Origin of the sequence: Micromonospora rubida (assembly GCF_009908295.1) — a bacterium.
Classification (GTDB): domain Bacteria; phylum Actinomycetota; class Actinomycetes; order Mycobacteriales; family Micromonosporaceae; genus Micromonospora; species Micromonospora rubida.
Genome location: NZ_JAAALO010000002.1, coordinates 830,982 through 854,055 on the forward strand (window position 1 = coordinate 830,982; position 23,074 = coordinate 854,055).

Below are 23,074 nucleotides of genomic sequence, written 5' to 3' on the forward strand. Positions count from 1 at the left end.
CGGTGGGTCAGAGGGCGCAGTTGATGAGGACCGGCTCGGGGTGGAGGGTGACCGCGAAGCGGGCGTGGACGCCGTCACGGATGTCGCGGGCCAGGGCGATCAGGGCCGCCGTGCTGGCGGTGCCGGCGCGGTTGGTGAGGGCGAGGGTGTGCTTGCTGGAGATGGCCACCCCCTCCGGGCCGGGGTGGCCCTTGGCGAATCCGGCCCGGTCGATCAGCCAGGCCGCGCTGACCTTGACCGTGTCGCCGGCCCCGGGCCAGTGCGGCGGCTCGCCGAGGTCGGCGGCGAGCTCGCGGAGCAGCTCGTAGCCCTCCCGGTCCAGCACCGGGTTGGTGAAGAACGAGCCGACCGACCAGGTGTCCGGGTCACCGGCGTCGAGCACCATGCCCTTGCCGGCCCGCAGCCGCAGCACGGTCGCCCGCGCGTCGGCCAGCGGCACCCGGTCGCCGACCTCCGCGCCGAGCGCCCGGGCCAGTTCGGCGTAGCGGACCGGGCCGGACAGCGGGGACCGGGCGAGCCGGAAGTCGACCGAGAGCACCACCCAGCGCTCGCTGTACTTGAAGATGCTCGACCGGTACGCGAAGCCGCAGTCGGCCGCCTCGACCCGGCCCACGGTGCCGTCGGCGTGGTCGTACACCTGGACGCCGGTGATCGTCTCGGCCACCTCCTGGCCGTACGCGCCGACGTTCTGGATCGGGGTGGCGCCGGCGGAGCCCGGGATGCCGGACAGGCACTCCAGCCCGGACCAGCCGTTGGCCACGGTCGCGGCGACGAGGTCGTCCCACGGCTCGCCGGCCTCCACCCGTACGGTGACGGTGTCGGCGTCCTCGGCGACCACCCGCAGCCCCCGGGAGCGCACCAGCACGACGGTGCCGGGGAAGCCGGCGTCGCCGATCACCACGTTGCTGCCCCCGGCGAGGATAAGCACCTGGTCGTCCCGTAGGCGCGCCTGGCGCACCTTTTGTACGATCTCCTCGGCGCTGGCAGCGGTCTCGACCCGTCCCGCCGCGCCACCGAGGCGCAGGGTGGTGTATCTCGCCAACCACGTCGGGTCGGCGGCGTGGGTTTCGGTGGCCGGCTGGGCACTAACGTCTGACACGCCTTTCACCCTAGGCTGAGGGGAAGCCGCGGCACCCATCTGGTGGCCCGGTCGCCCGGGAGGATCCTGATGAGCAGACTGCACGGCACGAAGGACTTCTGGATCGGCGCGCTCCGGGCGGAAGGGCCCGCGTTCGCCGCCGCCGTCGCGGAGGCGCCTCCCGAGACACCCGTGCTCTCCTGCCCCGGCTGGACGATCAACGAACTGGCCCTGCACCTCGGCGACGTCTACCGCTGGGTGCACATCGTCGTCACCTCCGGCGGCACCGCCCGCCCGGAACGCCCCGAGCCGGGCGAGCTGCCCGCCGGGATGAACCCGTTCCAGTTCTGGCAGCACGGGTACGACCGGCTGATGGCGGCCTTCGACGGGCTGGACCCGGAGGCACCGGCGTGGAACTGGGCGCCGCAGCCGAAGAAGGCGGGCTTCTGGCCCCGCCGGATGGCCCTTGAGACCGCGGTGCACCGGTGGGACGCCCAGCTCGCCATCGCCGCCGGCGAGCCGATCGAGGCCAAGCTCGCGGCCGACGGGGTGAGCGAGGTGCTGGACACCTGGCTGCCCGCCGGCAGGCGGACGGCGACCGGCCAGTGGCACGGGGTCGTGCACCTCTCCGCGCCCGACGCCGGCCAGGACTGGTACCTGCGGCTGCGCGGCGAGGGCGTCGCGCTGCTGGACACCGGCACCATCCTCGACCACGACGAGCACCACGCCCGGGTCGAGGTGACGGGGACCGCCAGCGACCTGCTGCTGGCTCTGATGGGCCGGGTCAGCTTCGACACCCTCGGCGTGGCCGGGGACCGGGCTCTGCTCAACGGCCTCCGCACCGGCTGACGCCTTGGCGGGAGCCGGACCGCGCCCACCAGGGCCGGGCCGTAGCGCCCCAGCCGGACCACACCCACCAGGGCCGTAGCGCCCAGCCGGACCGCGCCGACACGACAGGGGCCCCCGACCCGGAGGGCCCTTGTTCGGGCGGTGTCGGCACGGGGGTTGAGAGCGCTCTCTTTACATCCGCCGAGGGAGCCGCCAGGCTCCTTTGAGAGCGCTCTCTCGTATCGGTCAGCCCCATGGAACGACTTCCTCCGGCCGTACGCTGTCACCGAAGACCCGGAGAGCCCGACCCGGGCGCTGCCGGCGGGATCACGGAAGGTGCGGTCAAGGCGTGAGTGAACTCCGATTCCCCGAAAACTTCGTCTGGGGTGCGGCCACGGCGGCGTACCAGATCGAGGGCGCGGCCCGCGACGACGGCCGGGGCCCATCCATCTGGGACACCTTCAGCCGCACGCCGGGCAAGGTCTTCGCCGGCCACACCGGCGACGTCGCCTGCGACCACTACCACCGGTACGCCGACGACGTGGCCCTCATGGCGGAGCTGGGGCTGAAGGCATACCGGTTCTCGGTCGCCTGGCCGCGGATCCAGCCCGACGGCACCGGCCCGGTGAACCCGCGCGGCCTGGACTTCTACGACCGGCTGACCGACGCGCTGCTGGACCGGGGCATCGACCCGATCGTCACGCTCTACCACTGGGACCTGCCGCAGGCCCTGGAGGGCCGGGGCGGCTGGACCAATCGGGAGACCGCCGAGCACTTCGCCACGTACGCGGCGGCGGTGCACGGCCGGCTCGGCGACCGGATCCGCACCTGGACCACGCTCAACGAGCCGTGGTGCTCGGCCTACCTCGGGTACGGCAACGGGGTGCACGCCCCCGGCGTGCGGGACGCGGGCGCGGCCTTCGCCGCCGTACACCACCTGCTGCTCGGGCACGGCCTGGCGGCCCGGGCGCTGCGCGCGGCCGGCGCGGAGGTCGTCGGGATCACGCTGAACGCGGCGGACGTGCAGCCGGCGGACCCGGGCAGCGCGGCGGACGCCGCAGCGGTCCGGCTGGTCGACGGGTTGCAGAACCGGATCTTCCTGGACCCGCTCACCGGCGCCGGGTACCCGGCCGACGTGCTGGAGCACGTCTCCCGGATGGTGGAGCCGACCTTCATCCGGGACGGGGACGAGAAGCTGATCGCCGCCCCCATCGACCTGCTCGGGATCAACTACTACGCCCCGACGTACGTGGCCGGCCGGCCGGACGGCGCCGGCGACGGGGCGTACCCGGGGACCGAGCGGGCGGTGGAGTTCCTGCCGGCGACCGGGCCGCTGACCGAGATGGGTTGGATGATCGAGCCGGCCGGGCTCACCCGCCTGCTGGAGCGGCTCGCCGCCGACTACCCGGGCCTGCCGCTGATGATCACGGAGAACGGCGGGGCGTTCCCGGACCGGGGCGGCGAGGCGGGGCCGGACGGGGCAGGTCGGGTGGCCGACGCCGACCGGATCGCCTACCTCGACGGGCACCTTCGGGCGGCACACGAGGCCATCGGCCGGGGAGTGGATCTGCGCGGCTATCTCGTATGGTCGTTGCTGGACAACTTCGAGTGGGCCGAGGGGTACCGCAAGCGGTTCGGGATCGTCCACGTCGACTACCTGACCCAGCGGCGCACACCGAAGGCCAGCGCCCGGTGGTACCAGGGGGTGATCTCCCGGAACGGGCTGTGACGAGGTGGTGAGCGCTCCGATGACGACGGTCCAGCGGCCGACCCTGGAGGCGGTGGCCCGGCGGGCCGGCGTGTCCCGGGCGACCGTCTCGCGGGTGGTGAACGGTTCCACCACCGTCGCCGAGCCGATCCAGGAGGCGGTCCGCCTGGCGGTGGCCGAGCTGGGGTACGTGCCGAACCTGGCCGCCCGCAGCCTGGTCACCCAGCGGACCGACTCGGTCGCCCTGGTCCTGCCCGAGGAGGCGACCCGGGTGTTCTCCGACGACCAGGTGTTCCCGAGCATCATCCGGGGGGTCGCCCAGGAGCTGGAGGCGGCCGACAAGCAGCTCGTGCTGATGCTGGCCGGCTCGCCGGCCGGGCACGCCCGGGTGGAGCGGTACACCACCGGGCGGCACGTCGACGGGGCGATCTTCGCCTCGCTGCACGGGGCGGACCCGCTGCCGGGGAAGCTGGCCCGGCTGGGCATCCCGGTGGTGTGCAGTGGCCGCCCGCTCGGCGACGTCGGGGTGCCGTACGTCGACGTCGACCACGTCGGCGGCGTGACCCGGGCGGTGCGGCACCTGCTCGACTCGGGGCGGCGGCGGATCGCCACCATCGCCGGCCCGCAGGACATGATCGCCGGGATGGAGCGGCTCACCGGGTACCGGGAGACGGTCGCCGAGGCCGGGTTGCCGGAGCGGGTCGCATTCGGGGACTTCACCCGCGAGTCGGGGGCGGCGGCGATGCGCCGGCTCCTCGACGCCCACCCCGACCTGGACGCCGTGTTCGCCGCGTCGGACCTGATGGCACACGCGGCCATGCGGACGCTCCGCGAGGCGGGTCGGCGGGTGCCCGAGGACGTCGCGATGATCGGCTTCGACGACATCGAGACCGCCGCGTACACCGAGCCGCCGCTGACCACGGTGCGGCAGCCGCTGCTGGAACTGGGCCGGGAGGCCGCCCGCCAACTGCTGCGGATGGCGGCCGGCGAGGAGGTCGAGGTGGCCCTCGTTCTCCCCACCGAGCTGGTCGTCCGCGCCTCCGCGTGAGCTGCGGTGCTCGGTAATGCCGTGGCGGCGGGGCCGGCGGGCGCACTAGCGTCGCGCGGATGAGCGATGCCGTGGCGCTGGTGCGCGTACCCGAGCTGTCCGACGTCGCCGAGTACGCGTACGCGGCCACCGTCGACCCGCCGGCCCGGCTGGTGTTCAGCGCCGGGGCCTGCCCGCTCGACGCCGAGGGCCGCACGGTCGCGCCGGGCGACCCGGCGGCGCAGGCCCGGCAGGTGATGGCCAACCTGGAGGTCGCGCTCGCCGCCGCCGGGGCCCGCCTCGCCGACGTCGTCAAGACCACCGTGTACGTCGCGTCGCCCCGGCAGGCCGACCTGGTGGCCGCGTGGGAGGTGGTCCGGGACGCGTTCGGCGACCACGACCCGCCGAGCACCCTGCTCGGGGTGGCCGTGCTCGGCTACACCGACCAGCTCGTCGAGGTGGAGGCCGTCGCCGCCGTCCGGGGGGAGAGCCGATGACGATCCGCGTCGCTCGACCGGACGACGCCGCCGACGTGGTGGCCCTGCGGGCGCTCGTGTTCCCGTACCTCGTGCGGGGCGTGGCCTCGACCCGGAAGATGATCACCGAGCCACCGCCCGGCGAGGACTGGACGGCCTTCGTGGCCGAGGTCGACGGCGCGGTGGTCGGCTGGGTGTCGGCGTACCGCCACGGCCGGACGTCCGAGGAGGGGTTCGGCGACGTGTCGCTGCTGCACGTCCACCCGGGGCACCGGGGGCGGGGCATCGGCTCGGGGCTGCTGGCCGCCGCGCTGGCCCACCTGACCCCGCTCGGCATCCGCCGGGTACGCGGCTGGGCGCTGGCCGACGGGCTGCCGTTCGCCCGCCGGCACGGCTTCACGGCGGGCCGGGAGCTGCGCTACTCGGCAGTGGAGCTGCGCTCGGTTCCCCCGCCGCCGGCCGCGCCCCCGCACGTACGCCTGTTCCCGCTGGCCGAGCTCGATCCGTACCGGGTCTACCTGGCGCACCGCGCGGCGGCCGTCGACGAGCCGGGCGACGTGCCGACGGATGCCATGACCTACGAGAGCTTCCGGTACGAGGTCTGGGACAACCTGGGCCTGGACCGGGAGTCGAGCACGGCGGCCGAGGCCGACGGGGCGGTGCTCGCGTTCAGCCTGGTCAAGCGCGACGGCGACCGGATGTGGTCGGACTACACCGCCACGGTGCCGGAGCACCGGGGCCGGGGGCTGGCCCGGCTGGCGAAGACGGCTGCCCTGCACCGGGCCGCCGCCTCGGGGGTACGCGTCGCGTACACCTCGAACGACGCGGCGAACGCCCCGATGCTGGCGGTCAACGAAGCGCTCGGGTACCGGCCCGTGGCCACCCAGTGGTCCTGCCTGCGTGAGCTGCCCTGACGTCGGCGCGGGGATCGGCCTCCGGAGGGCGGCGACGAGGGCGTGCCGGCTGACGGCCGCTCAGGGCGACCCCGAGGGCGACGGCCGGCTGGCCGCGCAGACGCGGGCGAGCACGAAGCTGTCGGCGTCCCCGGCGATCGTCGCCGTGCCACCCACCAGCGTCCAGCCGGCCGGCAGGCGGAGCCACGCCAGACTGGCGCCATGATCGTCGACGATCGCGCCGCCCTCGGCCGGGACGGCGGTGACGACCCGCCCCTGGTCTCCGGTGGCGAACGCGGGCGTCACCGCGATGAACCGGGCCGCGACCGCACCGGCCGGCAGGCCGAACACCCAGACGTCCTCGTCGGGGTGGGGGCCGCCGCCCAACTCCGACGTGCAGGCACGCTCCCGGGTGGCCGCAACGGTGGGCCCGGCGGCGGGGTCCAGCCCGATCGTGGTCCGGGGGCCGGACGGGAGCGGCACGGGACGCTCGCCACCGGCGGGCACGGCCTTCCTCGGCGCGGACCGGGCCAGGCCGGCCGCGCCGAACACCAGCAGACAGGCCGTGGTCACCCCGACCGCGGACCTGATCCGGGCAGCTTCCACGCGACGCACTCCTGACGGCTTTGCACCCTTTGCGCCTATCAAGATACGGCTTAGGCCCTTACCCGTGTACTGGACCGCCCTGATTGCGCCAGGGCGGTTCGTCGCAATATGACCAACCCCGCCGATTGCACGAAGATCGACCGTCGCGCCACCGCGTCGCCCTTGGCGTCGAGCTGGTACCCATCGAGCCAGATCCACCCGTCGTAGGTGATCCAATTGAGCACGCGGATCACCCGGAACATGATCGGCCTGACGAACTGCACGCTGGCCGCGCTGGTCACGTGCACCAGGTCACCGGCCTTGGGCGCATTCATCGCCAGCCGAACACGGAGCGGCACCTGCGCCACGCCATGATCCGATTGCGCGCGGCCTCCACCATCGGGCAGACGCCGGAATCCATGCACTTCCAGCAGCGGCTATGGCGGTGGTAGTCCAGGCAGCACCAAGCCGACTGCACCAGGAACGGCACCTCGCGGCGTGCGGTCATTGCCCTTCCCCGGCCAGTTCTTCGAGCTGATCGGGATGCGGCGCTTGGCCCGACAGGGCAGCTCATTGCCGCACTTGCAGACGTACCGCCACCTGATCCACGACCACACCGGCTTGTGTCTGCGGGCCAAGGTCATGGCAACCGCGATCACGTACTCCCTGTACTGGACCATCGGAGCCCCCTTCGGCAACCTACGTTACTGGGTACGCTGGGTGCACTGACGATACCCCGTGTCGCCCCCTACGTCCCCCTGCGTGTTGTCTGCTTGCAGGGAGGACAACCGATGGCCGAGCCGCTGTATCAACAGATTGCCAACGACATCACGCGGCAGATCGAGTCGGGCGTGTTGAAGCCCGGGGACCGGCTGCCCAGCACCCGCCAACTCTGCGAGATCTACGAGGTCAGCGAGACCGTCATCCGATTCACCATGATCCAGCTCAAGGCTCGCGGCCTGGTGTACGGACAGCCCGGCCGAGGTGTCTACGTCAAGAAGGACTGAGGGCGACAGCCAGCCGAAGCCAGCTACCGCCCCTGCAACCCGGTCAGCGACGCCAGCGGTCGCCCAGTGTGCGAAACGGAAGCATTTGGTTAGGAAGCGAGCCGGCTGGCCACCGCATACGTCTCGGCCCCGAAGAGGACCAGGCGGGCCTCGATGACGTGCGTCGGGGACGCGGCACGGAGCACCACCAGGGCCTGGCGTACGGCGTCCTCCACCGGCCAGCCGTAGACGCCCGCCGAGATCAGCGGGAACGCCACCGTGGCCGCGCCCAGCCCGTCGGCGACGCCGAGGCTGTTGACGTAGCAGTCCCGCAACAGCGCCGACCGGTCCTCGGTGGCCGAGAAGACCGGCCCGACCGTGTGCACGACCCAGCGGGCCGGCAGCTCACCGGCGGTGGTGGCGACCGCCTGGCCGGTCGGCAGGCCCCGGCCGTACCGGGACGCGCGCAGCGCCCGGCACTCGGCCAGGATGGCCGGGCCGCCCCGCCGGTGGATCGCGCCGTCCACGCCCCCGCCGCCGAGCAGCGACGAGTTGGCCGCGTTCACGATCGCGTCGACCCGCTGCGCGGTGATATCCCCCTCGACCAGGATGATCTCCACGTCAGCCCTCCTCGACGGATCGGTGCGGTGCCTCGAAATGCCGGTGCGGCTGCCCGGCCGGCCCACCGGCGGACCGGTGCGGCTCCTCGACGGACTGGCCGAGGGCGCGGCGGGTGAGCAGGGCCGCGCCGGCCACCGCCGCCGGCATCACCAGCACCGCGCCGAGCGGGATCAGGAAGCAGACGAAGACGGCCACCCCGAAGCCGAGGGTGGTGGGCCGGTCGACCTTCAGCCGGGCCCGGCGGTCCGGCAGCCGCAGGCCGCGCCGGGAGAACGGCGCCCCGGTCAGCTCCAGGGCGAGGAGCCAGCCGCCCACCGCCGCCCCGATCACCGGCACGACCGTCTGGCCGACCACCGGGATGAACCCGGCCGCGAAGAGCGGGATGCCGACCAGCGCGGAGATCGCGACCAGTCGCAGCGAGTCCACGACGCTGCGGCGCAGCGACGGCCAGAACGGCACCTCCACCGCGCCGGGGGTGCCGCCGTACCGCTCCTCCACCCGCTCGGAGATCTTCTCGTAGAACGGGTCGCCGATGACGAGGGTGACGGCGGTGAAGGTGAGCACCCCGAGCAGCCCGCCGACCCCGAGGAAGGCCAGCCCGGCGACCACCCGGACCAGGCCTCGGGCGGTGGTGGACCAGTCGTCGGCGAACGGCGTGACCAGCGCGGCCAGGTCGTCCACGAAGTACACCAGGGTGGCGAACGCTCCCACGAACAGCGCCCCGGAGAGCAGCGCCGGGACGATGCCGAGCAGCATCAGGCGGGGGCTGCGCAGGCAGAGGACGAAGCCGCGCAGGAGCAGCCCGACCCCGGAGAAGAACCGACCGACGGCACCGGTCACCGGCGCGGTGATATTGCTGGGTACGTTCACGACCGCTGAGCCTAACGGCGACCGGCGCATCCGGCCCGTCGTCCCTGCCCGACACAATGGGTGGGTGCGGGCCTCTCGGTTGATCTCGTTGGTGCTGTTGCTCCAGTCCCGGGAGACGATGACGGCCGCCGAGCTGGCCCGGGAGCTGGAGGTCTCCGAGCGGACCGTGTACCGGGACGTGCTGGCGCTCTCCGCCGCCGGGGTGCCGGTCTACGCCGACCGGGGGCGGGCCGGCGGGTACCGGCTGCTCGGCGGTTACCGGACCCGGCTGACCGGGCTCACCCGCGACGAGGCGGAGGCGCTCTTCCTGGCCGGGCTGCCCGGCCCGGCCGGGGACCTGGGGCTGGCCGACGCGGTCGCCTCCGCCGAGCTGAAGGTGCTGGCCGCGCTGCCGCCCGCACTGCGCGACGCGCCGGCCCGCGTCGGGCAGCGGTTCCACCTGGACGTGCCGGGCTGGTTCCGGGACGCGACGCCGCCGCCATGGCTGGCCGAGCTGGCCCGGGCGGTGTGGCGGGACCGGGTCGTCGAGCTGCGCTACCGGCGCGGCGAGCGGGAGGTCGTCCGGCGGCTGGAGCCGTACGGGCTGGTGCTCAAGAGCGGGGTCTGGTATCTGGTCGCCCGGGTCGGCGACGCCACCCGGACGTACCGGGTGGACCGGGTGGTCGGCGTGCTGACGGCCGAGGAGGCGTTCGCCCGGGACGAGGGCTTCGACCTGGGCGGCCACTGGCAGGATCAGGCCGAGGCGTTCCTGCGGAGCATGCAGCGGGCCGAGGTCGGCGTCCGGCTCAGCCCCGCCGGCCTGCGCGCGCTCCGCCGGGCCCCGGAGGCCCCCTTCGGGTACGCCGAGGCGACCCGCGCCGCCGGCGAGCCCGACGGGCAGGGCTGGGTGGTCACCCGGCTGCCCGTCGAGTCCGTCGAGGTGGCGTACGAGTTGCTGATGCGGCTCGGGCCGGAGGTGGAGGTGCTCGACCCGCCCGAGCTGCGGGAGCGGGTGGCCGACGCCGCCGCCCGGCTCGCCGCGCTGTACGGCGGGCCGGGGTCCGGCTCGCCGCTGAAGACAGACCCCTGACAGCAATACCTGACAGCCGAAGTCCGGTTTCGCGGACGGGCGTCCTGCGGCATGCTCGGCGGCATGCACCTGCTGCTCTCCGGCATCGTCGGCTCGGTCGCGTACGGGCTGGCCCGGCCCGGGTCCGACGTCGACCGGATCGGGGTGTACGCCGCGCCGACGGTCGCCTTCCACGGGCTGCGCCCGCCCCGCGAGTCGGTGGTCACCACCGACCCGGACGTCACCCTGCACGAGGCCGGCAAGTACGCCCGGCTCGCGCTCAGCGGCAACCCGACCGCCACCGAGCTGATGTGGCTGCCCGACGACTGCTACGAGACCCGCACGGAGCTCGGCGACCGGCTGGTCGCCATCCGCTCGGCGTTCCTGAGCGCGCCCCGGATCCGAGACGCCTACCTGGGGTACGCCACCCAGCAGTTCCGCAAGCTGGCCTCGCGAGGCGACGGGACGTTCTCGGCCGACACCCGGCGTCGGACGGCCAAGCACGCCCGGCACCTGGCCCGGCTGGTGCACCAGGGCCGGCTGCTGTACGCCACCGGGATCCTGGAGATCCGGCTGGCCGACCCGGAGCGGTTCCGGGCGTTCGGCGACCGGGTGGCCGGCGGCGAGTTGGGCGAGGCGCGGGCCCTGCTCGCGGAGGCGGAACGGGACTTCGACACGATGCGCACTCCGCTGCCGGACCGGCCCGACGAGGCCACGGTCGAGCGCTGGCTGCTCGACGTGCGGGCAACTCACCTGCCGCCGGAGCTGTCCGGCCGCTGACCGCCGCTGACTGCCGCCGGCCGGTCGCCCCGACGCGAACCCGCCGAGGCTCTCACTTCGCAGGCGTCCGGGGCGACTCTGACGAGCTGGAGCTGGAGCGGCGAGGTCTGGTGTTCAGGGGCGGGCTGCGGCGTACAGGATGTCGCGCATGCCGGGCAGCGATTCCTGGCCCTCCCGCCAGACCAGCCGCAGGCTGAGATCCGGGAGCGGAAGGCCGAGTTGGACCAGGGTGCCGGAACGGAAGCTGTCGGCGACTGCGAACCGGGGTAGCAGCGAGATTCCGAGTCCGTGCTCGGCCCATGCGCGCATCACCGGGACGCCTCCGACTTTGATCCGTTTGGGGCCGGGGCCGAGGATCTTGTTCCCGGCCATCCAGAACGAGCACTCGGGCACGTTGACCAGGAGCCGCTCGTGCTTCAGGTCATCGGGAGTCAGAGCGGTTCGGGCGGCGAGCGGGTGGGCGGGTGCGGATACCAGTGCGAGGGGGACCGGGTCGAGGTCGATGAAGGTGAGCGGTTCGGCGGGGGCGGGGAAGCCGAGTCCGCCGACGTCGTCGCCGGAGTCCAGCAACAGGGCGGCTTCGAGTCGTCCCTCGATCACGTCGGCAAGGAGTCCGTCGCGGGCGCGTTCGGAGTGGATCTCGACGTCGATGTCGGGCCGGCGTTCGGCAAATCGGGCGAGCACCTGGGGCACGTAGGAGCCGGCGAGCGTTTCCAGTGCGCCGAGCCGCAGCAGTTGCCGTTCGCCCCTGACGTCGCGGGTGGCCTGCTCGGCCTGGTCGAGCAGGGACCGCGCCCAGCCCCGCAACCGCCGTCCGGCGGGGGTGAGTTCCATTCCCCTGGGGCCACGCGTGAACAGGACCACCCCGAGTGTCCCCTCAAGGGTCCGGATCTGCTGGGAGACGGACGAGGGGGCGAGATCGAGCGCGATGGCGGCGTCGGTGACGGTCCGATGCCGGACGACGGCCTCGAAGGTCTTGAGCTGGCGTAGCTGCACGGCGACCGCAACGACGCCGAGCGTTCGGAAATTCCGAACGGGACGTGCGGCTGTGGCGGTGGAGCCGCTGGCCTGCCGAAACGCACAGTGGGCGCGTCATCTTCCACCCTTGTCCTCGGGAGCTGTCTCCGACATGACCCTTGTGAATTCACCCCCGCCGGTGTCGGCGAACCCCTGGCTGGGGCGGGGGCGTGCCCGCGTGTTGGTGGGCGTCTCGCTGGGCTACTTCATGGTGCTGCTGGACATGACGGTGCTGTCGGTTGCCGAGCCCGATCTGGCGTCGTCCCTGCACACCTCGATGGCTGGACTGCAGTGGGCGACCACTGGCTACACCGTGGCGTTCGCCGCGCTGCTGCTGTCGGCGGGGGCGGCGGCGGACCGCTTCGGCGCCGAGCGGCTCTTCCGGGCCGGGATCGCGGTCTTCACGCTGGCCTCCTTGCTCAGCGCGTTCGCCCCGGCGCTGTGGACCCTGGTCCTCCTGCGCGCGACCCTGGGGGTTGCCGGGGCGGCGTGTGTGCCCGCCTCGATGGCGATGATCGCCCAGCTCTACCCAGAACCGCCGGCGCGGGCGCGCGCGGTCTCGACGTGGGCCGCGATCAGCGGTGCGGCCGTTGCGGCGGGCCCGATTGCGGGCGGCGCCCTGGTCGGGGCGGCCGGATGGCGGTCGATCTTCCTGGTCAACGTGCCCATCGGCCTGGTGGTGCTGACGCTGACGCTGGGCCGGGCGGTGGCCTGCCCGCGTAGTGAGCGCCGGATCGACTGGCCCGCCCAGTTGGCCGCCGCCGCGGTGCTGGCCTTGTTCACCGACGCGCTGATCGCTGCCGGTTCGCAGGCCTGGGCCCACGCCGCGTGGTCGTCGGCGGGGCTCGGGGTATCGGTGCTGGCGCTCTGCGGCCTGGAGCATCGCAGCCAGGCGCCGGTCTTGAACCGGACGCTGTTGCGGTCAGGTCAGGTGCGGGCCGGGCTGCTGGCCGCTGCGGCGGTGAACTTCGCGTTGACCGGGGGGCTGTTCGTGTTGCCGCTGCTGTTGCAGCAGGAGTGGCACCTGGGCCCGCTGCAGACCGGGCTGGCGTTCCTGCCGCTGACCATCCCCTTCGCCGCCAATCCGCCGTTCACGGGCAAGATCGTGGCGCGGGTGGGTCCTCGCCGTCCGATCCTGGCCGGTCTGGTGCTGCTGGCCGCCGGCGGCGCTGTGCTGGCCGGCACGGTCTTCGCCAACGAGAGCTATCCGTGGCTCGCGGTGGGGCTCCTGATGACCGGCTTCGGCGTCTCCTACGCCCTGCCGGCTCTGGTCACGGCCCTTGTCAGCGTCGCCCCGGCGGGTACGGCCGGCGCGGTGGGCGGCCTGCTCAACGCCGTACGCCAGGTCGGTGCCACCCTCGGCGTCGTCGTCATGGGTGCCGCCGTCGCCGCAGGCACTGGCTGGGCCCTGCTGGTGTCGGCCACGGTCTGCGTCATCGCCTGGGTCGTGTTCGCTCTCGCGCCGAATCAGTCCTGGCACCTCAAGTGAGCCGGCCGGCCCGCCGGGGATTCGCCGCCACCGGCAGGTAGGACCGACCGCAGGCCGTGCCGGGTGGCGCCCTGACAGTCGGTCACCCGTTGAGGAACCCCGAGACGCGCTCCCGCAGGTCGGCGCGTTCCGACCAGAGCACGCCCGGGCGGTCGTACACGTGCAGGGTGGCCCGGGGCAGGGCGGCGGCGAGCTGCTCGGCGACCTCGACCGGATGCAGTTCGTCGCCCATGCAGGCGAGCACCAGGGCGGGGGCGTCCACCGCCGCCAGCGCCGCCCGGTCGTCGAGCGGGGCCTGGGCGGGCAGCCCGGCCAGGCCCGCCGCGAGGCCGTCGCGCAGGAGCTGATCCAACCGCTGCCGCAGGTACGCCCACCCGGCCGGGGTGTTGCGCACGGCGGGCGGCAGCTCCACCGCGACGACGTCGGCGACGGCCGAGGCGTCGCCGCTCTCGACCGCGTCGATCAGGTCGGCGATCCGGTCCCGGGCGACCTGGCTCCTCGGCCGGTCGAGCGCGGCCGGGAGGAAGAAGACCAGCCGCTCGAAGCGCTCCGGGCTCTCGGCCAGCAGCCGGCAGAGCGCGCCCGCGCCGAGGCTCGCCCCGAACGCCCGGGTGGCCCCGCCGAGGTCGGCGACGGCCCGCAGGTCACGGGCGAGATCCAGGTAGCTCCACGGGCCGGGCGGCGCGTCGGAGCGGCCGTGCCCCCGGAACTGGAAGAAGACCTTGCGGCCGGTGACCCCGCTGCCGAACGGGCGGGTGGTGGCGATGCCGTTGCCCAGCCCGTGCGCGAACACGGTGGCCGGGACGCCGACGCCGGTGACGAGTTGTTCGAGCCGGACCCCGTGCGGGGTGGTGACCAGCTCGGTCTCCGGCTCGGGCAGGGCGGGCCGGCCGGTACGCGGGGCGCCGGGGCCCGGCCCCCAGGTCCGTGGCCCGCCGTCCGGCGGCGGTGGCCAGCGGAACCCTCTCACCAGGACGACCCCCGGCCGTCGTGCAGGTCGCGCAGCCCGGCCCGGACGTCGAGCAGGTAGATCAGGGCCGCGGCGATGCCGATCAGGCCGAAGATGTTGAGCACGTCCTTGGTCAGCAGGGTGAGCACCAGGCAGACCGCGAGGATGGCGATCCACCCGCCCTTGGGCAGGGTGCCGATCGCGGCGAAGCCCTCGCCGCGCTGGGTGATCGCGTGCACCAGTGCCACCCCCTCGATGACGAGGGCGGATACCAGCAGCAGCATGGTGATCCAGTACTTGACCTCGAAGGCGAAGATCGGTGCGGCGTTGGCCATGCCGGCAAGCTTATGCCGACGGCCCCGGATCCGTCCGTCAGGACGCATCCGGGGTCGTGCCGCACGGGTCGGCGGGTTGGACTACTCGGCGGCCGGGCGGGTGCGCCGGGTGGGCTTCGGCAGCTTGGCCGACGGGGTGTCGGTGGTGGCCTTCGGAGCCGTCTTGCCGGTCGCCTTGGCCGCGGTCGCCTTGGTGGCCCGGGTACGCGGGGTCTTCGCGGCGGCCGGCTTGGCCTCCACGACCTCGGCCACGTCGGCCGGGGTCGGGACGTCGGTCTTCGCCGCCGCCGGGGCCTCGGTGGCCGTCGGGGTGACCGCCGGGGTCGCGGTCAGCTCCGCCTCGGTCGCCTCGATGTCGGCGTTGACCGTGTCGGCTGCCTCCAGCACCCCGGCGCCGACCACCCGCTCGCCGCGGGCGACCAGCTCGCCGTACGCGGCCAGGGCCCGCACCTGGGCGGCCTGTGCGCCGGCGACGACGACGGCGGCGTTGCGGGTGGCCAGCTCGCGGATCCGGTCGACGTCGGCGGCCTCGCGGATCCGGTCGACGTCGGCCGCCTCGCGCAGCCGGTTCAGCTCGGCCTGGACGCCCTTCCCGCGCAGCTCGGTGGCGGTCTGGTTCGCGGCACGCAGCGTCTCGGTGGCCCGCTGGCGCAGCTCGAATCCGGTCACGACGGCCTTGCCGCCGAGGCCGGCGACGACCTTGACGCCCAGGTCGGTGACGACCGTCGGCAGCTTGCGCAGCTGCTCGATCGCCAGGTCACCGGCGCCTGCGGCGGCGTAGAGCGGGGCCGGGATGCGGTTGGTCTTCGGCTGGGTCATGACTTCTCCTCCTCGACCGCAGCGGCGGTCTTGTCCACGTCGACCGCGGCGGCGGTCTTGTCCACGTCGACCGCGGCGGCGGTCTTGTCCTCGTCGACCGCGGCAGCGGTCTTGTCCTCGTCGACCGCGGCAGCGGTCTTGTCGGCCGCCTGCGGGGCGGCCTTCCTCGCTGGGCTGTTGCTGCGCGGGGCCGGCGCCGGGCCGGCCTCGGTGACGGCGACCGACTCCAGGACCGCCTCGGTCGGGGTGCCCTCCGGCGTGGTGGGCCCGGTCGCGGCCGGGGCCACCGTGGCGGGGGCCTGCGGCGCGGCGGCCGGGGCCGGGGCCTGGGCACCGGCGGCGGCGGCCGTCGCCTCGGCGAGCCGGGCGTTCTCCCGGCGGAACGTCTCGTAGATCTGGGTGAGGGACTGCTTCTGCGCCATGGTCAGGTCGGGATCGACCGCGATGGCGGCAAGCACACCCTGCCCCTCCTTGTCGTCGAGCAGGCCGGCGCGCAGGTACATCGCGGGGGTGGAGACCCGCAGCGCGCTGGCGAGCTGCTGGAGCACCTCCGCGCTGGGCCTACGCAGGCCGCGCTCGATCTGGCTGAGGTACGGGTTGCTGACGCCCGCCTGCTCGGCGAGCTGCCGCAACGAGATCTTCGCGTTGCGGCGCAGGTCACGGATGAACCCGCCGACATCGGGTAGGTCCTTGGAGCTGGCCATGACCCCAACGCTAACCGGCACTGCTAGCTCCTGCAAGCAAAATGCTAGCCAGAGTTAGCGACGTCTCAGAACCGGTTTGCGCGCCACCTGTCCGGTCCGTACCTTTTCCCGTCGTGACGAAGATCGAGATCAACGGCGCAAAGCTCGCGTACGACGACACCGGCAGCGGAACCCCCGTCGTGCTGCTGCACGCCGGCATCGCCGACCGGCGGATGTGGCGGGAGCAGGTGCCCGCCCTCGCCGCCCGGCACCGGGTGATCGCCGTGGACCTGCGCGGCTACGGCGACTCCGAACTGCCTCCCGACCCGTTCGCCCACCACGACGACGTCGTCGGGCTGCTGGACGCGCTGGGCCTGCCCCAGGCCGCCCTGGTGGGCTGCTCGTTCGGCGGAGCGGTGGCGGTCGACACCGCCCTGGCGCACCCGGGGCGGGTCCGCGCGCTCGCCCTCCTCGGCACGGCGATCGGCGGCCACGAGTGGTCCGAGGAGGCCAACGACCTCTGGGACGATCTCGTCGGCGAGACCGACCCCGAGGACTTCGCGGCCAACGCGGCCGGTGAGGTGCGGTTCTGGGTGGTCGGCCCGGGCCGCCGCCCGGAGGACGTCAACCCGACGCTGATCCGGTTCGCCGAGGAGATGGACCGGCAGGCGCTCACCGCCGAGCTGGCGTTGAGCGCCGTGGACGTGGCCGAGCTCGACCCACCCGCGATCGAGCGGCTCGGCGAGCTGCGCGTACCGGTGCTGGTGGCCGCCGGGGCGGCCGACGTGCCGGACATCCGCCGCCTCGCCGACCGGATCGCCGCCGAGGTGCCCGGCGCGGTCCGGCTGCCGGACGTCCCGGACGCCGGCCACCTGCTCCCCCTGGAGCGCCCGGACGCCGTCAACCCCGCCCTGCTCGACTTCCTCAGGTGAGGATCCACCTCCTGGCGTGAGGTCGCCGTCCGGCGCGGGCACCCGCCCGGTCACCAGATCGGGCGGACCGCCCCGACCGGGAGACCGCCGCCGAGCAGCGGCAGCTCGGCGTACTCGTCGAGGACCGGCGCCCTGGCGCCCAGCCGGCGCAGCGCGGAGACCAGGACCGGCATCCGGGCCCGCGCCGCCCCGTCGTCGATCTTCACGGCGACCGCGCCGACGCCGGGCAACGCGGCGGCGATCACCCCCTCCGCGCCGATCTTGACGAGCGCGCCGGGCAGGCCGCGCATCAGGCGGCTGTCCTCCGCCCAGGTGCCGCCCACGACCTCCGGGTACGCCCGCATGGCGTCCGCGACCGTCCGCGCCGCCGAGCCCGGCTCGGCGGTGACCAGCCGCAGGAACGCCCGGGCCAGCCCGGTCAGTGAGACGGCGAGCACCGGGGCCCCGCAGCCGTCCACCCCGACGGCCGCCACCCGTTCCCCGGTGAACTCCTCGACGGCCTCCCGCAGCCGCTGCTGCAACGGGTGCTCCGGACGCCAGTAGCCCTCCCGGGGCCAGCCGGCGGCCAGGCAGGTGAGCACCATGCCGGTGTGCTTGCCGGAGCAGTTCATCCGGGCCTGGGTGGCCCCGCCGCCGGCCCGCAGCACGGCCTCCCGGGCCAGCTCGCCCATCGGCAGGTCGGGCGGGCAGCCGAGGGCGGACTCGTCCAGCCCGGCGGCGGCCAGCAGCGCGCCCACCCGGGCCACGTGGAACTCCTCCCCCGCGTGGCTGGCCGACACCAGCGCCACGTCGGCCGGATCGCTCAGCGGCAGCCCGGCGCGGAGCATGCCGATCGCCTGCATCGGCTTGCTCGCCGAGCGGGGGAAGATCGGGGAGGTGACGTCCCCGGCGCCGGCCACCGGCGCGCCGGCCGCGTCGAGCACCGCCACCGAGCCACGGTGCAGCCCTTCCACGAAGCCCGAGCGGACCACCTCGGCGAGCGGCACGCCGCCCTCGTACGTCGTTCTCACAACGTGAGCCGTGGTCAGGAGAGGCCGAGCAGGTCGCGGGCCGCCGCCGTGGTCAGCGGCGGGCGCTGGGCGAGCTGGGCGAAGCCGACCGCCCGCGCGACGAGCTGCATGTTCGACTCGACCGGCTGTCCCTTGGCGTACGTGACGGTGTCCTCCATCCCCACCCGCAGGTGCCCGCCGGTCGACAGCGAGGCCAGCATCACCGGGATGCTGCTGCGGCCGATGCCGGTGGCCGAGAACGTGGCCCCCTCCGGCAGGTCGCGCAGCGCCTGGTGGGCGGCGACCAGCGCCTGCGTGGTGCCGGGCATGCCGCCCGGCACCCCCATCACGAAGTCGACGTGCACGTGCCCGCCGTGCGGCAGGCCGTACTTGCCGAGCAGGCGTTGCAGGGCGGTCAGGTGGCCGAGGTCGAAGATCTCGTACTCCGGGACGATGCCGCGCTCCTGCATCCGGGTGTGCAGGTCGACGATGAACTCCCAGCGGTTGAGGAAGACGTCGTCGCCGAAGTTGAGCGTGCCCATGGTGCAGGAGGCCATGTCCGGCCCGGCGTCCAGCACGGCCAGCCGGTCGGCCTCGGGGTCGGTCACCGCGCCGCCGGAGGAGAGCTGCACGACCAGGTCGGTGCTCTCCCGCAGCGCGGCCACCGTCTCCCGCAGCCGCCCCTGGTCGAGGGTGGCCCGCGCGTCGTCGTCGCGGATGTGGATGTGGATCACGGCGGCACCGAGCGCCTCGCACTCCTTCGCGGTCAGCAGCAGCTCGTCGAGGGTCACCGGCAGCGCCGGGACCTCGGCCTTCGCCGATTCCGCGCCGGTGGGGGCAACCGTGATCAACGTCCCTGTGGTCATGCCGGCGATCCTAGACGGCCCACCCGGGCAGGTCGACCGTCGGCCTGAACGTCAGTTCAGGAAGGGTCGATCGCGGCGGCCGTCTCGCCGACCAGGAGCCGGGCGTCGTCGCCGACGTTGCGCTTGACCACCGCCAGCGCGACCTGGCCCAGCTCGTGGTGGTGCACGGCGGTGCCGACGAAACCGACCGCCCGGCCGTCCAGGGTCACCGGGGTGCCGGCGGCCGGCAGCAGGTCGGTGGTCACCCCGTCCAGGTGCAGCAGTACGAGCCGACGCGGCGGCCGCCCCATGTTGTGCACCCGGGCGACGGTCTCCTGGCCCCGGTAGCAGCCCTTGTCCAGGTGCACGGCCGGGGCGATCAGGTCCACGTCGGCCGGGATCGTCCGGTGGTCGGTGTCCACCCCGACCCGGGCCCGCCGGGCGGCCACCCGGATCGCCTCGTACGCCCACAGCCCGACCACCGGCACCCCGGCCCCGCGCAGCTCGGCGACCACCTGGTCCATGGCCACCCGGGGCACCAACAGGTCCACGCCGAGCGGGCCCCGACGGGCCCACCCGCCGATCGGCAGCGGCGCGACGGCGTACCGGACGGTGGGCCGGGCCGGCATCTCACCGGAGCGGAACTTCGGGCCCGGCACCCCGACGGCGTCGGGCTCGGCCAGCCCGGTCACGCCCAGCGTGCCGAGCGCGCCGGTCGCCTCCGGGCCGACGAGGGAGAGCAGGGCGTGCTCGGCGGTGGCGTCACGCGGCTCGACCTTGGTGAAGAACCGCATCCGCTCCAGGTACGTCAGCAGCCCTCCGGTGGCGCCCGGCTCGGTGTCCAGCCAGGTGGTCTCGCCGTCCTCGGCGACCATGGCGTGCTGCTCGACGTGGCCGTGCGGGGAGAGCACCAGCAGCTCGGTGCCCTCGCCGGCCTTCAGCGTCGCCAGGTGCTGGGTGGTGAGGGTGTGCAGCCAGCCGATCCGTTCCTCGCCGGGCACGGCGATGATCCCCCGGTGTGACCGGTCGACCAGGCCGACGGTGGTGTCGAGGGTGCGCTGCTCCCGCATCGGGTCGCCGTAGTGGGCGGCGACCCCCCGCACCCCGGCCGCCCGGTGCGCCGGCTCCGGCTGGTCCCGCGTCTGTTCGTCGATGGCCTCGGCCGCGACCACGCCCGCGATGTCGATCATTTCCGCTCCCCGTCCTCGCAGCGACCGCAGACGCCGAAGAGCGCCACGTGCCCGATGTCCACCTGGAACCCCCGCTCGCCGGCCAGCCGGTCGGCGAGCGGCCGGAGCAGCTCCCGGTCGATCTCGTCGATCGCGCCGCACTCCCGGCAGACCAGGTGGACGTGCTGGTGTTCGCCGGCCGCATGGTAGGTGGGCGAGCCGTGCGACAGGTGGGTGTGGGTCACCAGGCCGAGGCGTTCCAGCAGCTCCAGCGTCCGGTAGATGGTGGTGATGTTGACGCCGGCGGCCACCTTGCGGACCGCGCCGTGCACCTGCTCCGGGGTGGCGTGCCCGAGGTCCAGCACCGCCTGGAGGATCAACTGCCGCTGCGCCGTCAGCCGCAGCCCACGAGCGCGGAGCACTTCCGCAAGGGAGGATTCGGGCACCACCCGACTATAGTTCGCCGCCCACCCCCCGCTCCCGTCCCCGCCCCGCTCCCGGGGTTTAGCCGGCTGTGCGGAGGAGGCGGGCGGAGAGGTGGGGGGTCAGGGGGTGGCCGACGGCGGCCATGTCCTGGGCGTACAGCAGGGCGCCCTCGACGATGCCGAAGAGCCGGTGCCCGGCCGTGACCTCCTTGGCGGTGGAGGTGCGGACCACGGCGTCGGTGACGAACTCCAACTGGGTGCCCTTGCGCTTGCCGATGTGCAGCTCCATCACGCCCGTCGGCACGGACATCAGGGCCTCCAGCTCGTCGGTGGCCCGGCCGTCGCCGTCGAGCACCGGACGCCACCAGCCCACCTCACGGCCGCCGGGGCGCACCGGCCGGCTGTCCTCGTCGAGGATCCAGGCCCGCGACTCGTAGGACAGGAACGGCCGGCCGTCGTGGCTGATCCGGATCTCCTGGGCGTAGTCGAAGTCCTCGATCGTCGGGTATCCGCCCCGACCCCGACCCCGCCACACCCCGATGTACGGCAGCAGCCCGTCCAGCGTCGGGTGCAGCTTCGGGCCCACCCGCAGGTCGTGGCTCTCCTCGTACGGGTACGGGTCGACCAGGGGCGCGTTCAACCACGGCGGCTGTAGAGGGTTCTCGCTGCTCACCGGCTCATCTCCGTTCGCGACTGCGGGGCTCGCAGACCCGGCTCACTCCTCGCGCTCACCAACGTCCTCTCGACATGCGTACGGCAAGGTAGACCAGGCCACCGGCGAGTGCGCCCAGGCCGGCGACCAGCAGGCTGACGAACCCGATCTCGGTAACCATCCGGGCCATCCTATGCTGGCGCCATGGCCCGCACTCTCGTCGTCAAGGTCACCGCCGGCGCCGACGCGCCGGAGCGGTGCGCACAGGCCTTCACCGTCGCCGCCACCGCCGCCGCCGCAGGTGTGGACGTCTCGCTCTGGCTCACCGGGGAGTCGACCTGGTTCGCCCTGCCCGGCCGGGCGCAGGAGTTCGAGCTGCCGCACTCCGCGCCGCTGGCCGAGCTGCTGCACGTGATCATCAGCACCGGCAAGGTGACGGCCTGTACGCAGTGCGCGGCCCGCCGGGACATCGGCCCCGACGACGTGCTGCCGGGGGTGCGGATCGCCGGGGCGGCGGTCTTCGTCGAGGAGGCGATGGCCGAGGGCGCGCAGGCCCTGGTCTACTGACCCCCGCCCCCTCGCCCCCGCCCTGACCGCCCCCGGTGATCGAGCTCAGCTCACGATCGGGCGGGCGTCCTTCCCGACGTGCACGCCTTCGGCGAACCGCACGATCTCCTTTTCGCCCCAGTTGAGGGTCTGCCACACCTGGATCGCCAGGTACGCGCCGGTGGGCTGCTTGATGAAGACGGTGCCGGGCCGGGCGTTGCCGGCCATCGTGGCCAGCAGAGCCGGCTGGCCGTTGACGGTGACCTTCTTCGTCGTCACGTCCGGCAGCGTTCTCTGCAGCACGATGCCGATCTTGCCAACGAACGATTGGGGGTCCTGGTCGGCGATGCCCTTCGGGGCGAGCATGAAGGCGGACTCGTCGGAACCCTGGACCTCCCAGCCCTCCGGCACCTCGTCGACGGTGAACCCGGTGGGCTGCTCGCCGGTGTAGGCCACCAGCCTGACCGGGGACGGGTTGGTCGCCCCGCCGGTCTTCGTTGCGGTGGCGGCCGGCGGCCCGGCGATGTCCGGTGCGCCGTCGCCGGTCCGCACTCCGGGCACGACGAGCGTGGCGGCCAGGGCGGCTGCCAGGAGCCCGGCACCGCCGACCTGGGCGAGTCGGTGCCGGCGCAGGGCGCGTCGCCCGCGCTCCAGGTCCGCGGTGAGCGTCGCGGCGGACGGCGTGGCGGCCGGGCCGGCCATTTCGACGAAACGGTCGTGCAGGTCGGTGTTCATGACTTCTCCTCGGATGGTTGTGCCGACGCGGAACAGGGCCGTGGGTCAGGGTCGGGCGTTGCCGGGCAGGTAGCTCATCCGGCCGGGGGTCACCTCCAGGGCTTCGCGCAGCCGTTGCAGCCCACGGGCCGTCTGGGTCTTCACCGAGCCCTCACTGCAACCCAACGCGCCGGCGGTCTCGGCCACGTCCAGGCCGTGGAAGTACCGGAACACCAGCGTGGCCCGCATCCTCGGCGGCAGCCGCTTGAGCGCGGTCATCAGCTCGTCGACGCCCTCACGGTCCAGCCCTGGCTCGACGTGCGCGATGTCGGGCAGGGCCGCCGTGGAGCGTTCCCGCCGCCACCACGGGCGACGCCGCTCATCGGTCAGCGCGTTGACCATGATTCGGTACACATAGCCGCTCGGATTACCGGCCCGGCAGTACGCCGGCCACTTGACGTAGAGCTTCGTCATCGTCGTCTGGACCAGGTCCTCGGCCAGATGGTGGTCACCGCCGGTGATCAACCTGGCCGTCCGCACCAACTCGGCACGCCGGTCCAGCACGAACTGCCCGAACTGCTCATCTCGTTCGCTTGTCACGTTGCCTCCT

At 73.7% G+C, this 23,074-nt stretch carries 29 protein-coding genes and 1 pseudogene; 12 read left to right on the forward strand and 18 right to left on the reverse strand.

Features of this window, described 5'->3' with window-relative positions:
• Positions 1 to 7: 7 nt before the first annotated feature.
• The gene (locus tag GVV04_RS08275) at positions 8 to 1,138 is read right to left on the reverse strand and encodes a UDP-N-acetylmuramate dehydrogenase (protein WP_201753006.1); all 1,131 of its coding nucleotides are present in this window, start codon (positions 1,136 to 1,138) and stop codon (positions 8 to 10) included.
• Positions 1,139 to 1,168: 30 nt separating this feature from the next.
• Between GVV04_RS08275 and GVV04_RS08280 the strand changes: the two genes are divergently transcribed.
• From GVV04_RS08280 to GVV04_RS08300, 5 genes are all read left to right on the forward strand, one after another.
• On the forward strand, positions 1,169 to 1,927 hold the full coding sequence (locus GVV04_RS08280; protein ID WP_161686170.1) for a maleylpyruvate isomerase family mycothiol-dependent enzyme: 759 nt from the start codon (positions 1,169 to 1,171) through the stop codon (positions 1,925 to 1,927).
• Between the two features lie 328 nt (positions 1,928 to 2,255).
• Positions 2,256 to 3,635: a GH1 family beta-glucosidase gene (locus tag GVV04_RS08285; protein WP_161686172.1), complete on the forward strand. Its 1,380-nt coding sequence runs from the start codon at positions 2,256 to 2,258 to the stop codon at positions 3,633 to 3,635.
• A 19-nt stretch (positions 3,636 to 3,654) separates the two neighbouring features.
• Complete coding sequence (locus GVV04_RS08290; RefSeq protein WP_161686174.1) at positions 3,655 to 4,662, forward strand: LacI family DNA-binding transcriptional regulator; 1,008 nt, start codon at positions 3,655 to 3,657, stop codon at positions 4,660 to 4,662.
• Between the two features lie 59 nt (positions 4,663 to 4,721).
• Positions 4,722 to 5,138 (forward strand): RidA family protein, encoded by a 417-nt coding sequence (locus GVV04_RS08295; RefSeq protein ID WP_161686176.1) that lies wholly within the window; start codon positions 4,722 to 4,724, stop codon positions 5,136 to 5,138.
• On the forward strand, positions 5,135 to 6,031 hold the full coding sequence (locus tag GVV04_RS08300) for a GNAT family N-acetyltransferase (RefSeq protein WP_161686178.1): 897 nt from the start codon (positions 5,135 to 5,137) through the stop codon (positions 6,029 to 6,031). The genes GVV04_RS08295 and GVV04_RS08300 overlap by 4 nt, the downstream gene beginning before the upstream one ends.
• Before the next feature lie 60 nt (positions 6,032 to 6,091).
• On the opposite strand, the gene GVV04_RS08305 is transcribed toward GVV04_RS08300, so the two are convergent.
• Positions 6,092 to 6,616 carry a hypothetical protein gene (locus tag GVV04_RS08305; RefSeq protein ID WP_161686179.1) on the reverse strand — a complete coding sequence of 175 codons (525 nt, stop codon included), beginning with the start codon at positions 6,614 to 6,616 and terminating at the stop codon, positions 6,092 to 6,094.
• Between the two features lie 50 nt (positions 6,617 to 6,666).
• Positions 6,667 to 6,930 carry a hypothetical protein gene (locus GVV04_RS08310; RefSeq protein WP_161686789.1) on the reverse strand — a complete coding sequence of 88 codons (264 nt, stop codon included), beginning with the start codon at positions 6,928 to 6,930 and terminating at the stop codon, positions 6,667 to 6,669.
• 163 nt (positions 6,931 to 7,093) lie between these two features.
• On the opposite strand from GVV04_RS08310, the gene GVV04_RS08315 reads away from it, so the two are divergent.
• Both GVV04_RS08315 and GVV04_RS08320 read left to right on the forward strand, forming a co-directional pair.
• The gene (locus GVV04_RS08315) at positions 7,094 to 7,324 is read left to right on the forward strand and encodes a hypothetical protein (protein ID WP_161686181.1); all 231 of its coding nucleotides are present in this window, start codon (positions 7,094 to 7,096) and stop codon (positions 7,322 to 7,324) included.
• 62 nt (positions 7,325 to 7,386) lie between these two features.
• Positions 7,387 to 7,602 carry a winged helix-turn-helix domain-containing protein gene (locus tag GVV04_RS08320; RefSeq protein WP_161686183.1) on the forward strand — a complete coding sequence of 72 codons (216 nt, stop codon included), beginning with the start codon at positions 7,387 to 7,389 and terminating at the stop codon, positions 7,600 to 7,602.
• An 89-nt stretch (positions 7,603 to 7,691) separates the two neighbouring features.
• Here GVV04_RS08320 and GVV04_RS08325 read toward each other — a convergent pair whose 3' ends face one another.
• Both GVV04_RS08325 and GVV04_RS08330 read right to left on the reverse strand, forming a co-directional pair.
• The gene (locus tag GVV04_RS08325; RefSeq protein ID WP_161686185.1) at positions 7,692 to 8,201 is read right to left on the reverse strand and encodes an O-acetyl-ADP-ribose deacetylase; all 510 of its coding nucleotides are present in this window, start codon (positions 8,199 to 8,201) and stop codon (positions 7,692 to 7,694) included.
• A gap of 1 nt (position 8,202) precedes the next feature.
• Positions 8,203 to 9,072, reverse strand: coding sequence for an EI24 domain-containing protein (locus tag GVV04_RS08330; RefSeq protein ID WP_328822271.1), 870 nt, complete (start codon positions 9,070 to 9,072; stop codon positions 8,203 to 8,205).
• A 64-nt stretch (positions 9,073 to 9,136) separates the two neighbouring features.
• Between GVV04_RS08330 and GVV04_RS08335 the strand changes: the two genes are divergently transcribed.
• Entirely contained in the window at positions 9,137 to 10,141 is a 1,005-nt protein-coding gene (locus tag GVV04_RS08335) for a helix-turn-helix transcriptional regulator (protein ID WP_161686189.1), read from the forward strand.
• Between the two features lie 63 nt (positions 10,142 to 10,204).
• Positions 10,205 to 10,900: a nucleotidyltransferase domain-containing protein gene (locus GVV04_RS08340; protein WP_161686191.1), complete on the forward strand. Its 696-nt coding sequence runs from the start codon at positions 10,205 to 10,207 to the stop codon at positions 10,898 to 10,900.
• A 114-nt stretch (positions 10,901 to 11,014) separates the two neighbouring features.
• Here the strand turns inward: GVV04_RS08340 and GVV04_RS08345 are convergent, their stop codons facing one another.
• Entirely contained in the window at positions 11,015 to 11,896 is an 882-nt protein-coding gene (locus tag GVV04_RS08345) for a LysR family transcriptional regulator (protein WP_161686192.1), read from the reverse strand.
• 133 nt (positions 11,897 to 12,029) lie between these two features.
• Here GVV04_RS08345 and GVV04_RS08350 point away from each other — a divergent pair, with 133 nt between their 5' ends.
• The gene (locus GVV04_RS08350) at positions 12,030 to 13,406 is read left to right on the forward strand and encodes an MFS transporter (protein WP_161686194.1); all 1,377 of its coding nucleotides are present in this window, start codon (positions 12,030 to 12,032) and stop codon (positions 13,404 to 13,406) included.
• 82 nt (positions 13,407 to 13,488) lie between these two features.
• Here GVV04_RS08350 and GVV04_RS08355 read toward each other — a convergent pair whose 3' ends face one another.
• The 4 genes and pseudogenes from GVV04_RS08355 to GVV04_RS32935 all read right to left on the reverse strand — a co-directional run.
• The gene (locus GVV04_RS08355) at positions 13,489 to 14,376 is read right to left on the reverse strand and encodes an alpha/beta fold hydrolase (protein WP_161686196.1); all 888 of its coding nucleotides are present in this window, start codon (positions 14,374 to 14,376) and stop codon (positions 13,489 to 13,491) included.
• Entirely contained in the window at positions 14,373 to 14,690 is a 318-nt protein-coding gene (locus tag GVV04_RS08360) for a DUF2516 family protein (RefSeq protein ID WP_161686198.1), read from the reverse strand. Before GVV04_RS08360 ends, GVV04_RS08355 begins: the two co-directional genes overlap by 4 nt.
• Positions 14,691 to 14,771: 81 nt before the next feature.
• Complete coding sequence (locus GVV04_RS08365; protein ID WP_161686200.1) at positions 14,772 to 15,509, reverse strand: hypothetical protein; 738 nt, start codon at positions 15,507 to 15,509, stop codon at positions 14,772 to 14,774.
• Between the two features lie 167 nt (positions 15,510 to 15,676).
• Positions 15,677 to 16,213, reverse strand: a pseudogene (locus GVV04_RS32935) (helix-turn-helix domain-containing protein); the annotation flags it as partial.
• Positions 16,214 to 16,326: 113 nt separating this feature from the next.
• Between GVV04_RS32935 and GVV04_RS08375 the strand changes: the two are divergent.
• Entirely contained in the window at positions 16,327 to 17,124 is a 798-nt protein-coding gene (locus tag GVV04_RS08375) for an alpha/beta fold hydrolase (RefSeq protein ID WP_328822272.1), read from the forward strand.
• 50 nt (positions 17,125 to 17,174) lie between these two features.
• On the opposite strand, the gene GVV04_RS08380 is transcribed toward GVV04_RS08375, so the two are convergent.
• From GVV04_RS08380 to mtfM, 6 genes are read right to left on the reverse strand one after another with little or no spacing between them, the layout of a single operon-like run.
• A complete protein-coding gene (locus GVV04_RS08380; protein ID WP_161686204.1) occupies positions 17,175 to 18,134 on the reverse strand; it encodes an asparaginase in 960 nt (319 codons plus the stop codon).
• 14 nt (positions 18,135 to 18,148) lie between these two features.
• The gene (locus GVV04_RS08385; RefSeq protein ID WP_161686206.1) at positions 18,149 to 18,979 is read right to left on the reverse strand and encodes a BKACE family enzyme; all 831 of its coding nucleotides are present in this window, start codon (positions 18,977 to 18,979) and stop codon (positions 18,149 to 18,151) included.
• Between the two features lie 56 nt (positions 18,980 to 19,035).
• Positions 19,036 to 20,148, reverse strand: a complete 1,113-nt coding sequence (gene ygfZ / locus GVV04_RS08390) for a CAF17-like 4Fe-4S cluster assembly/insertion protein YgfZ (protein ID WP_161686208.1) — start codon at positions 20,146 to 20,148, stop codon at positions 19,036 to 19,038.
• On the reverse strand, positions 20,145 to 20,576 hold the full coding sequence (locus GVV04_RS08395) for a Fur family transcriptional regulator (protein ID WP_161686210.1): 432 nt from the start codon (positions 20,574 to 20,576) through the stop codon (positions 20,145 to 20,147). The genes ygfZ and GVV04_RS08395 overlap by 4 nt, the downstream gene beginning before the upstream one ends.
• A gap of 55 nt (positions 20,577 to 20,631) precedes the next feature.
• Positions 20,632 to 21,225, reverse strand: coding sequence for an FABP family protein (locus tag GVV04_RS08400; protein WP_161686212.1), 594 nt, complete (start codon positions 21,223 to 21,225; stop codon positions 20,632 to 20,634).
• Between the two features lie 55 nt (positions 21,226 to 21,280).
• On the reverse strand, positions 21,281 to 21,385 hold the full coding sequence (gene mtfM / locus GVV04_RS33910; RefSeq protein ID WP_036376929.1) for a small membrane protein MtfM: 105 nt from the start codon (positions 21,383 to 21,385) through the stop codon (positions 21,281 to 21,283).
• Positions 21,386 to 21,408: 23 nt separating this feature from the next.
• Between mtfM and GVV04_RS08405 the strand changes: the two genes are divergently transcribed.
• Positions 21,409 to 21,771 carry a DsrE family protein gene (locus GVV04_RS08405; protein WP_161686214.1) on the forward strand — a complete coding sequence of 121 codons (363 nt, stop codon included), beginning with the start codon at positions 21,409 to 21,411 and terminating at the stop codon, positions 21,769 to 21,771.
• Between the two features lie 45 nt (positions 21,772 to 21,816).
• Here the strand turns inward: GVV04_RS08405 and GVV04_RS08410 are convergent, their stop codons facing one another.
• Entirely contained in the window at positions 21,817 to 22,485 is a 669-nt protein-coding gene (locus GVV04_RS08410; protein ID WP_161686216.1) for a hypothetical protein, read from the reverse strand.
• A gap of 45 nt (positions 22,486 to 22,530) precedes the next feature.
• Entirely contained in the window at positions 22,531 to 23,064 is a 534-nt protein-coding gene (locus GVV04_RS08415) for a SigE family RNA polymerase sigma factor (protein ID WP_161686218.1), read from the reverse strand.
• Between the last annotated feature and the right edge of the window lie 10 nt (positions 23,065 to 23,074).

Coding starts and splice junctions, on each gene's coding strand:
- GVV04_RS08310 (WP_161686789.1), bottom strand. CDS start 6,930: ATGAATGCGCCCAAGGCCGGTGACCTGGTGCACGTGACCAGCGCGGCC.
- GVV04_RS08410 (WP_161686216.1), bottom strand. CDS start 22,485: ATGAACACCGACCTGCACGACCGTTTCGTCGAAATGGCCGGCCCGGCC.
- GVV04_RS08385 (WP_161686206.1), bottom strand. CDS start 18,979: ATGACCACAGGGACGTTGATCACGGTTGCCCCCACCGGCGCGGAATCG.
- GVV04_RS08320 (WP_161686183.1), top strand. CDS start 7,387: ATGGCCGAGCCGCTGTATCAACAGATTGCCAACGACATCACGCGGCAG.
- GVV04_RS08290 (WP_161686174.1), top strand. CDS start 3,655: ATGACGACGGTCCAGCGGCCGACCCTGGAGGCGGTGGCCCGGCGGGCC.
- GVV04_RS08360 (WP_161686198.1), bottom strand. CDS start 14,690: ATGGCCAACGCCGCACCGATCTTCGCCTTCGAGGTCAAGTACTGGATC.
- GVV04_RS08300 (WP_161686178.1), top strand. CDS start 5,135: ATGACGATCCGCGTCGCTCGACCGGACGACGCCGCCGACGTGGTGGCC.
- GVV04_RS08340 (WP_161686191.1), top strand. CDS start 10,205: ATGCACCTGCTGCTCTCCGGCATCGTCGGCTCGGTCGCGTACGGGCTG.
- GVV04_RS08275 (WP_201753006.1), bottom strand. CDS start 1,138: ATGGGTGCCGCGGCTTCCCCTCAGCCTAGGGTGAAAGGCGTGTCAGAC.
- GVV04_RS08365 (WP_161686200.1), bottom strand. CDS start 15,509: ATGACCCAGCCGAAGACCAACCGCATCCCGGCCCCGCTCTACGCCGCC.
- GVV04_RS08280 (WP_161686170.1), top strand. CDS start 1,169: ATGAGCAGACTGCACGGCACGAAGGACTTCTGGATCGGCGCGCTCCGG.
- ygfZ (WP_161686208.1), bottom strand. CDS start 20,148: ATGATCGACATCGCGGGCGTGGTCGCGGCCGAGGCCATCGACGAACAG.
- mtfM (WP_036376929.1), bottom strand. CDS start 21,385: ATGGTTACCGAGATCGGGTTCGTCAGCCTGCTGGTCGCCGGCCTGGGC.
- GVV04_RS08350 (WP_161686194.1), top strand. CDS start 12,030: ATGACCCTTGTGAATTCACCCCCGCCGGTGTCGGCGAACCCCTGGCTG.
- GVV04_RS08405 (WP_161686214.1), top strand. CDS start 21,409: ATGGCCCGCACTCTCGTCGTCAAGGTCACCGCCGGCGCCGACGCGCCG.
- GVV04_RS08295 (WP_161686176.1), top strand. CDS start 4,722: ATGAGCGATGCCGTGGCGCTGGTGCGCGTACCCGAGCTGTCCGACGTC.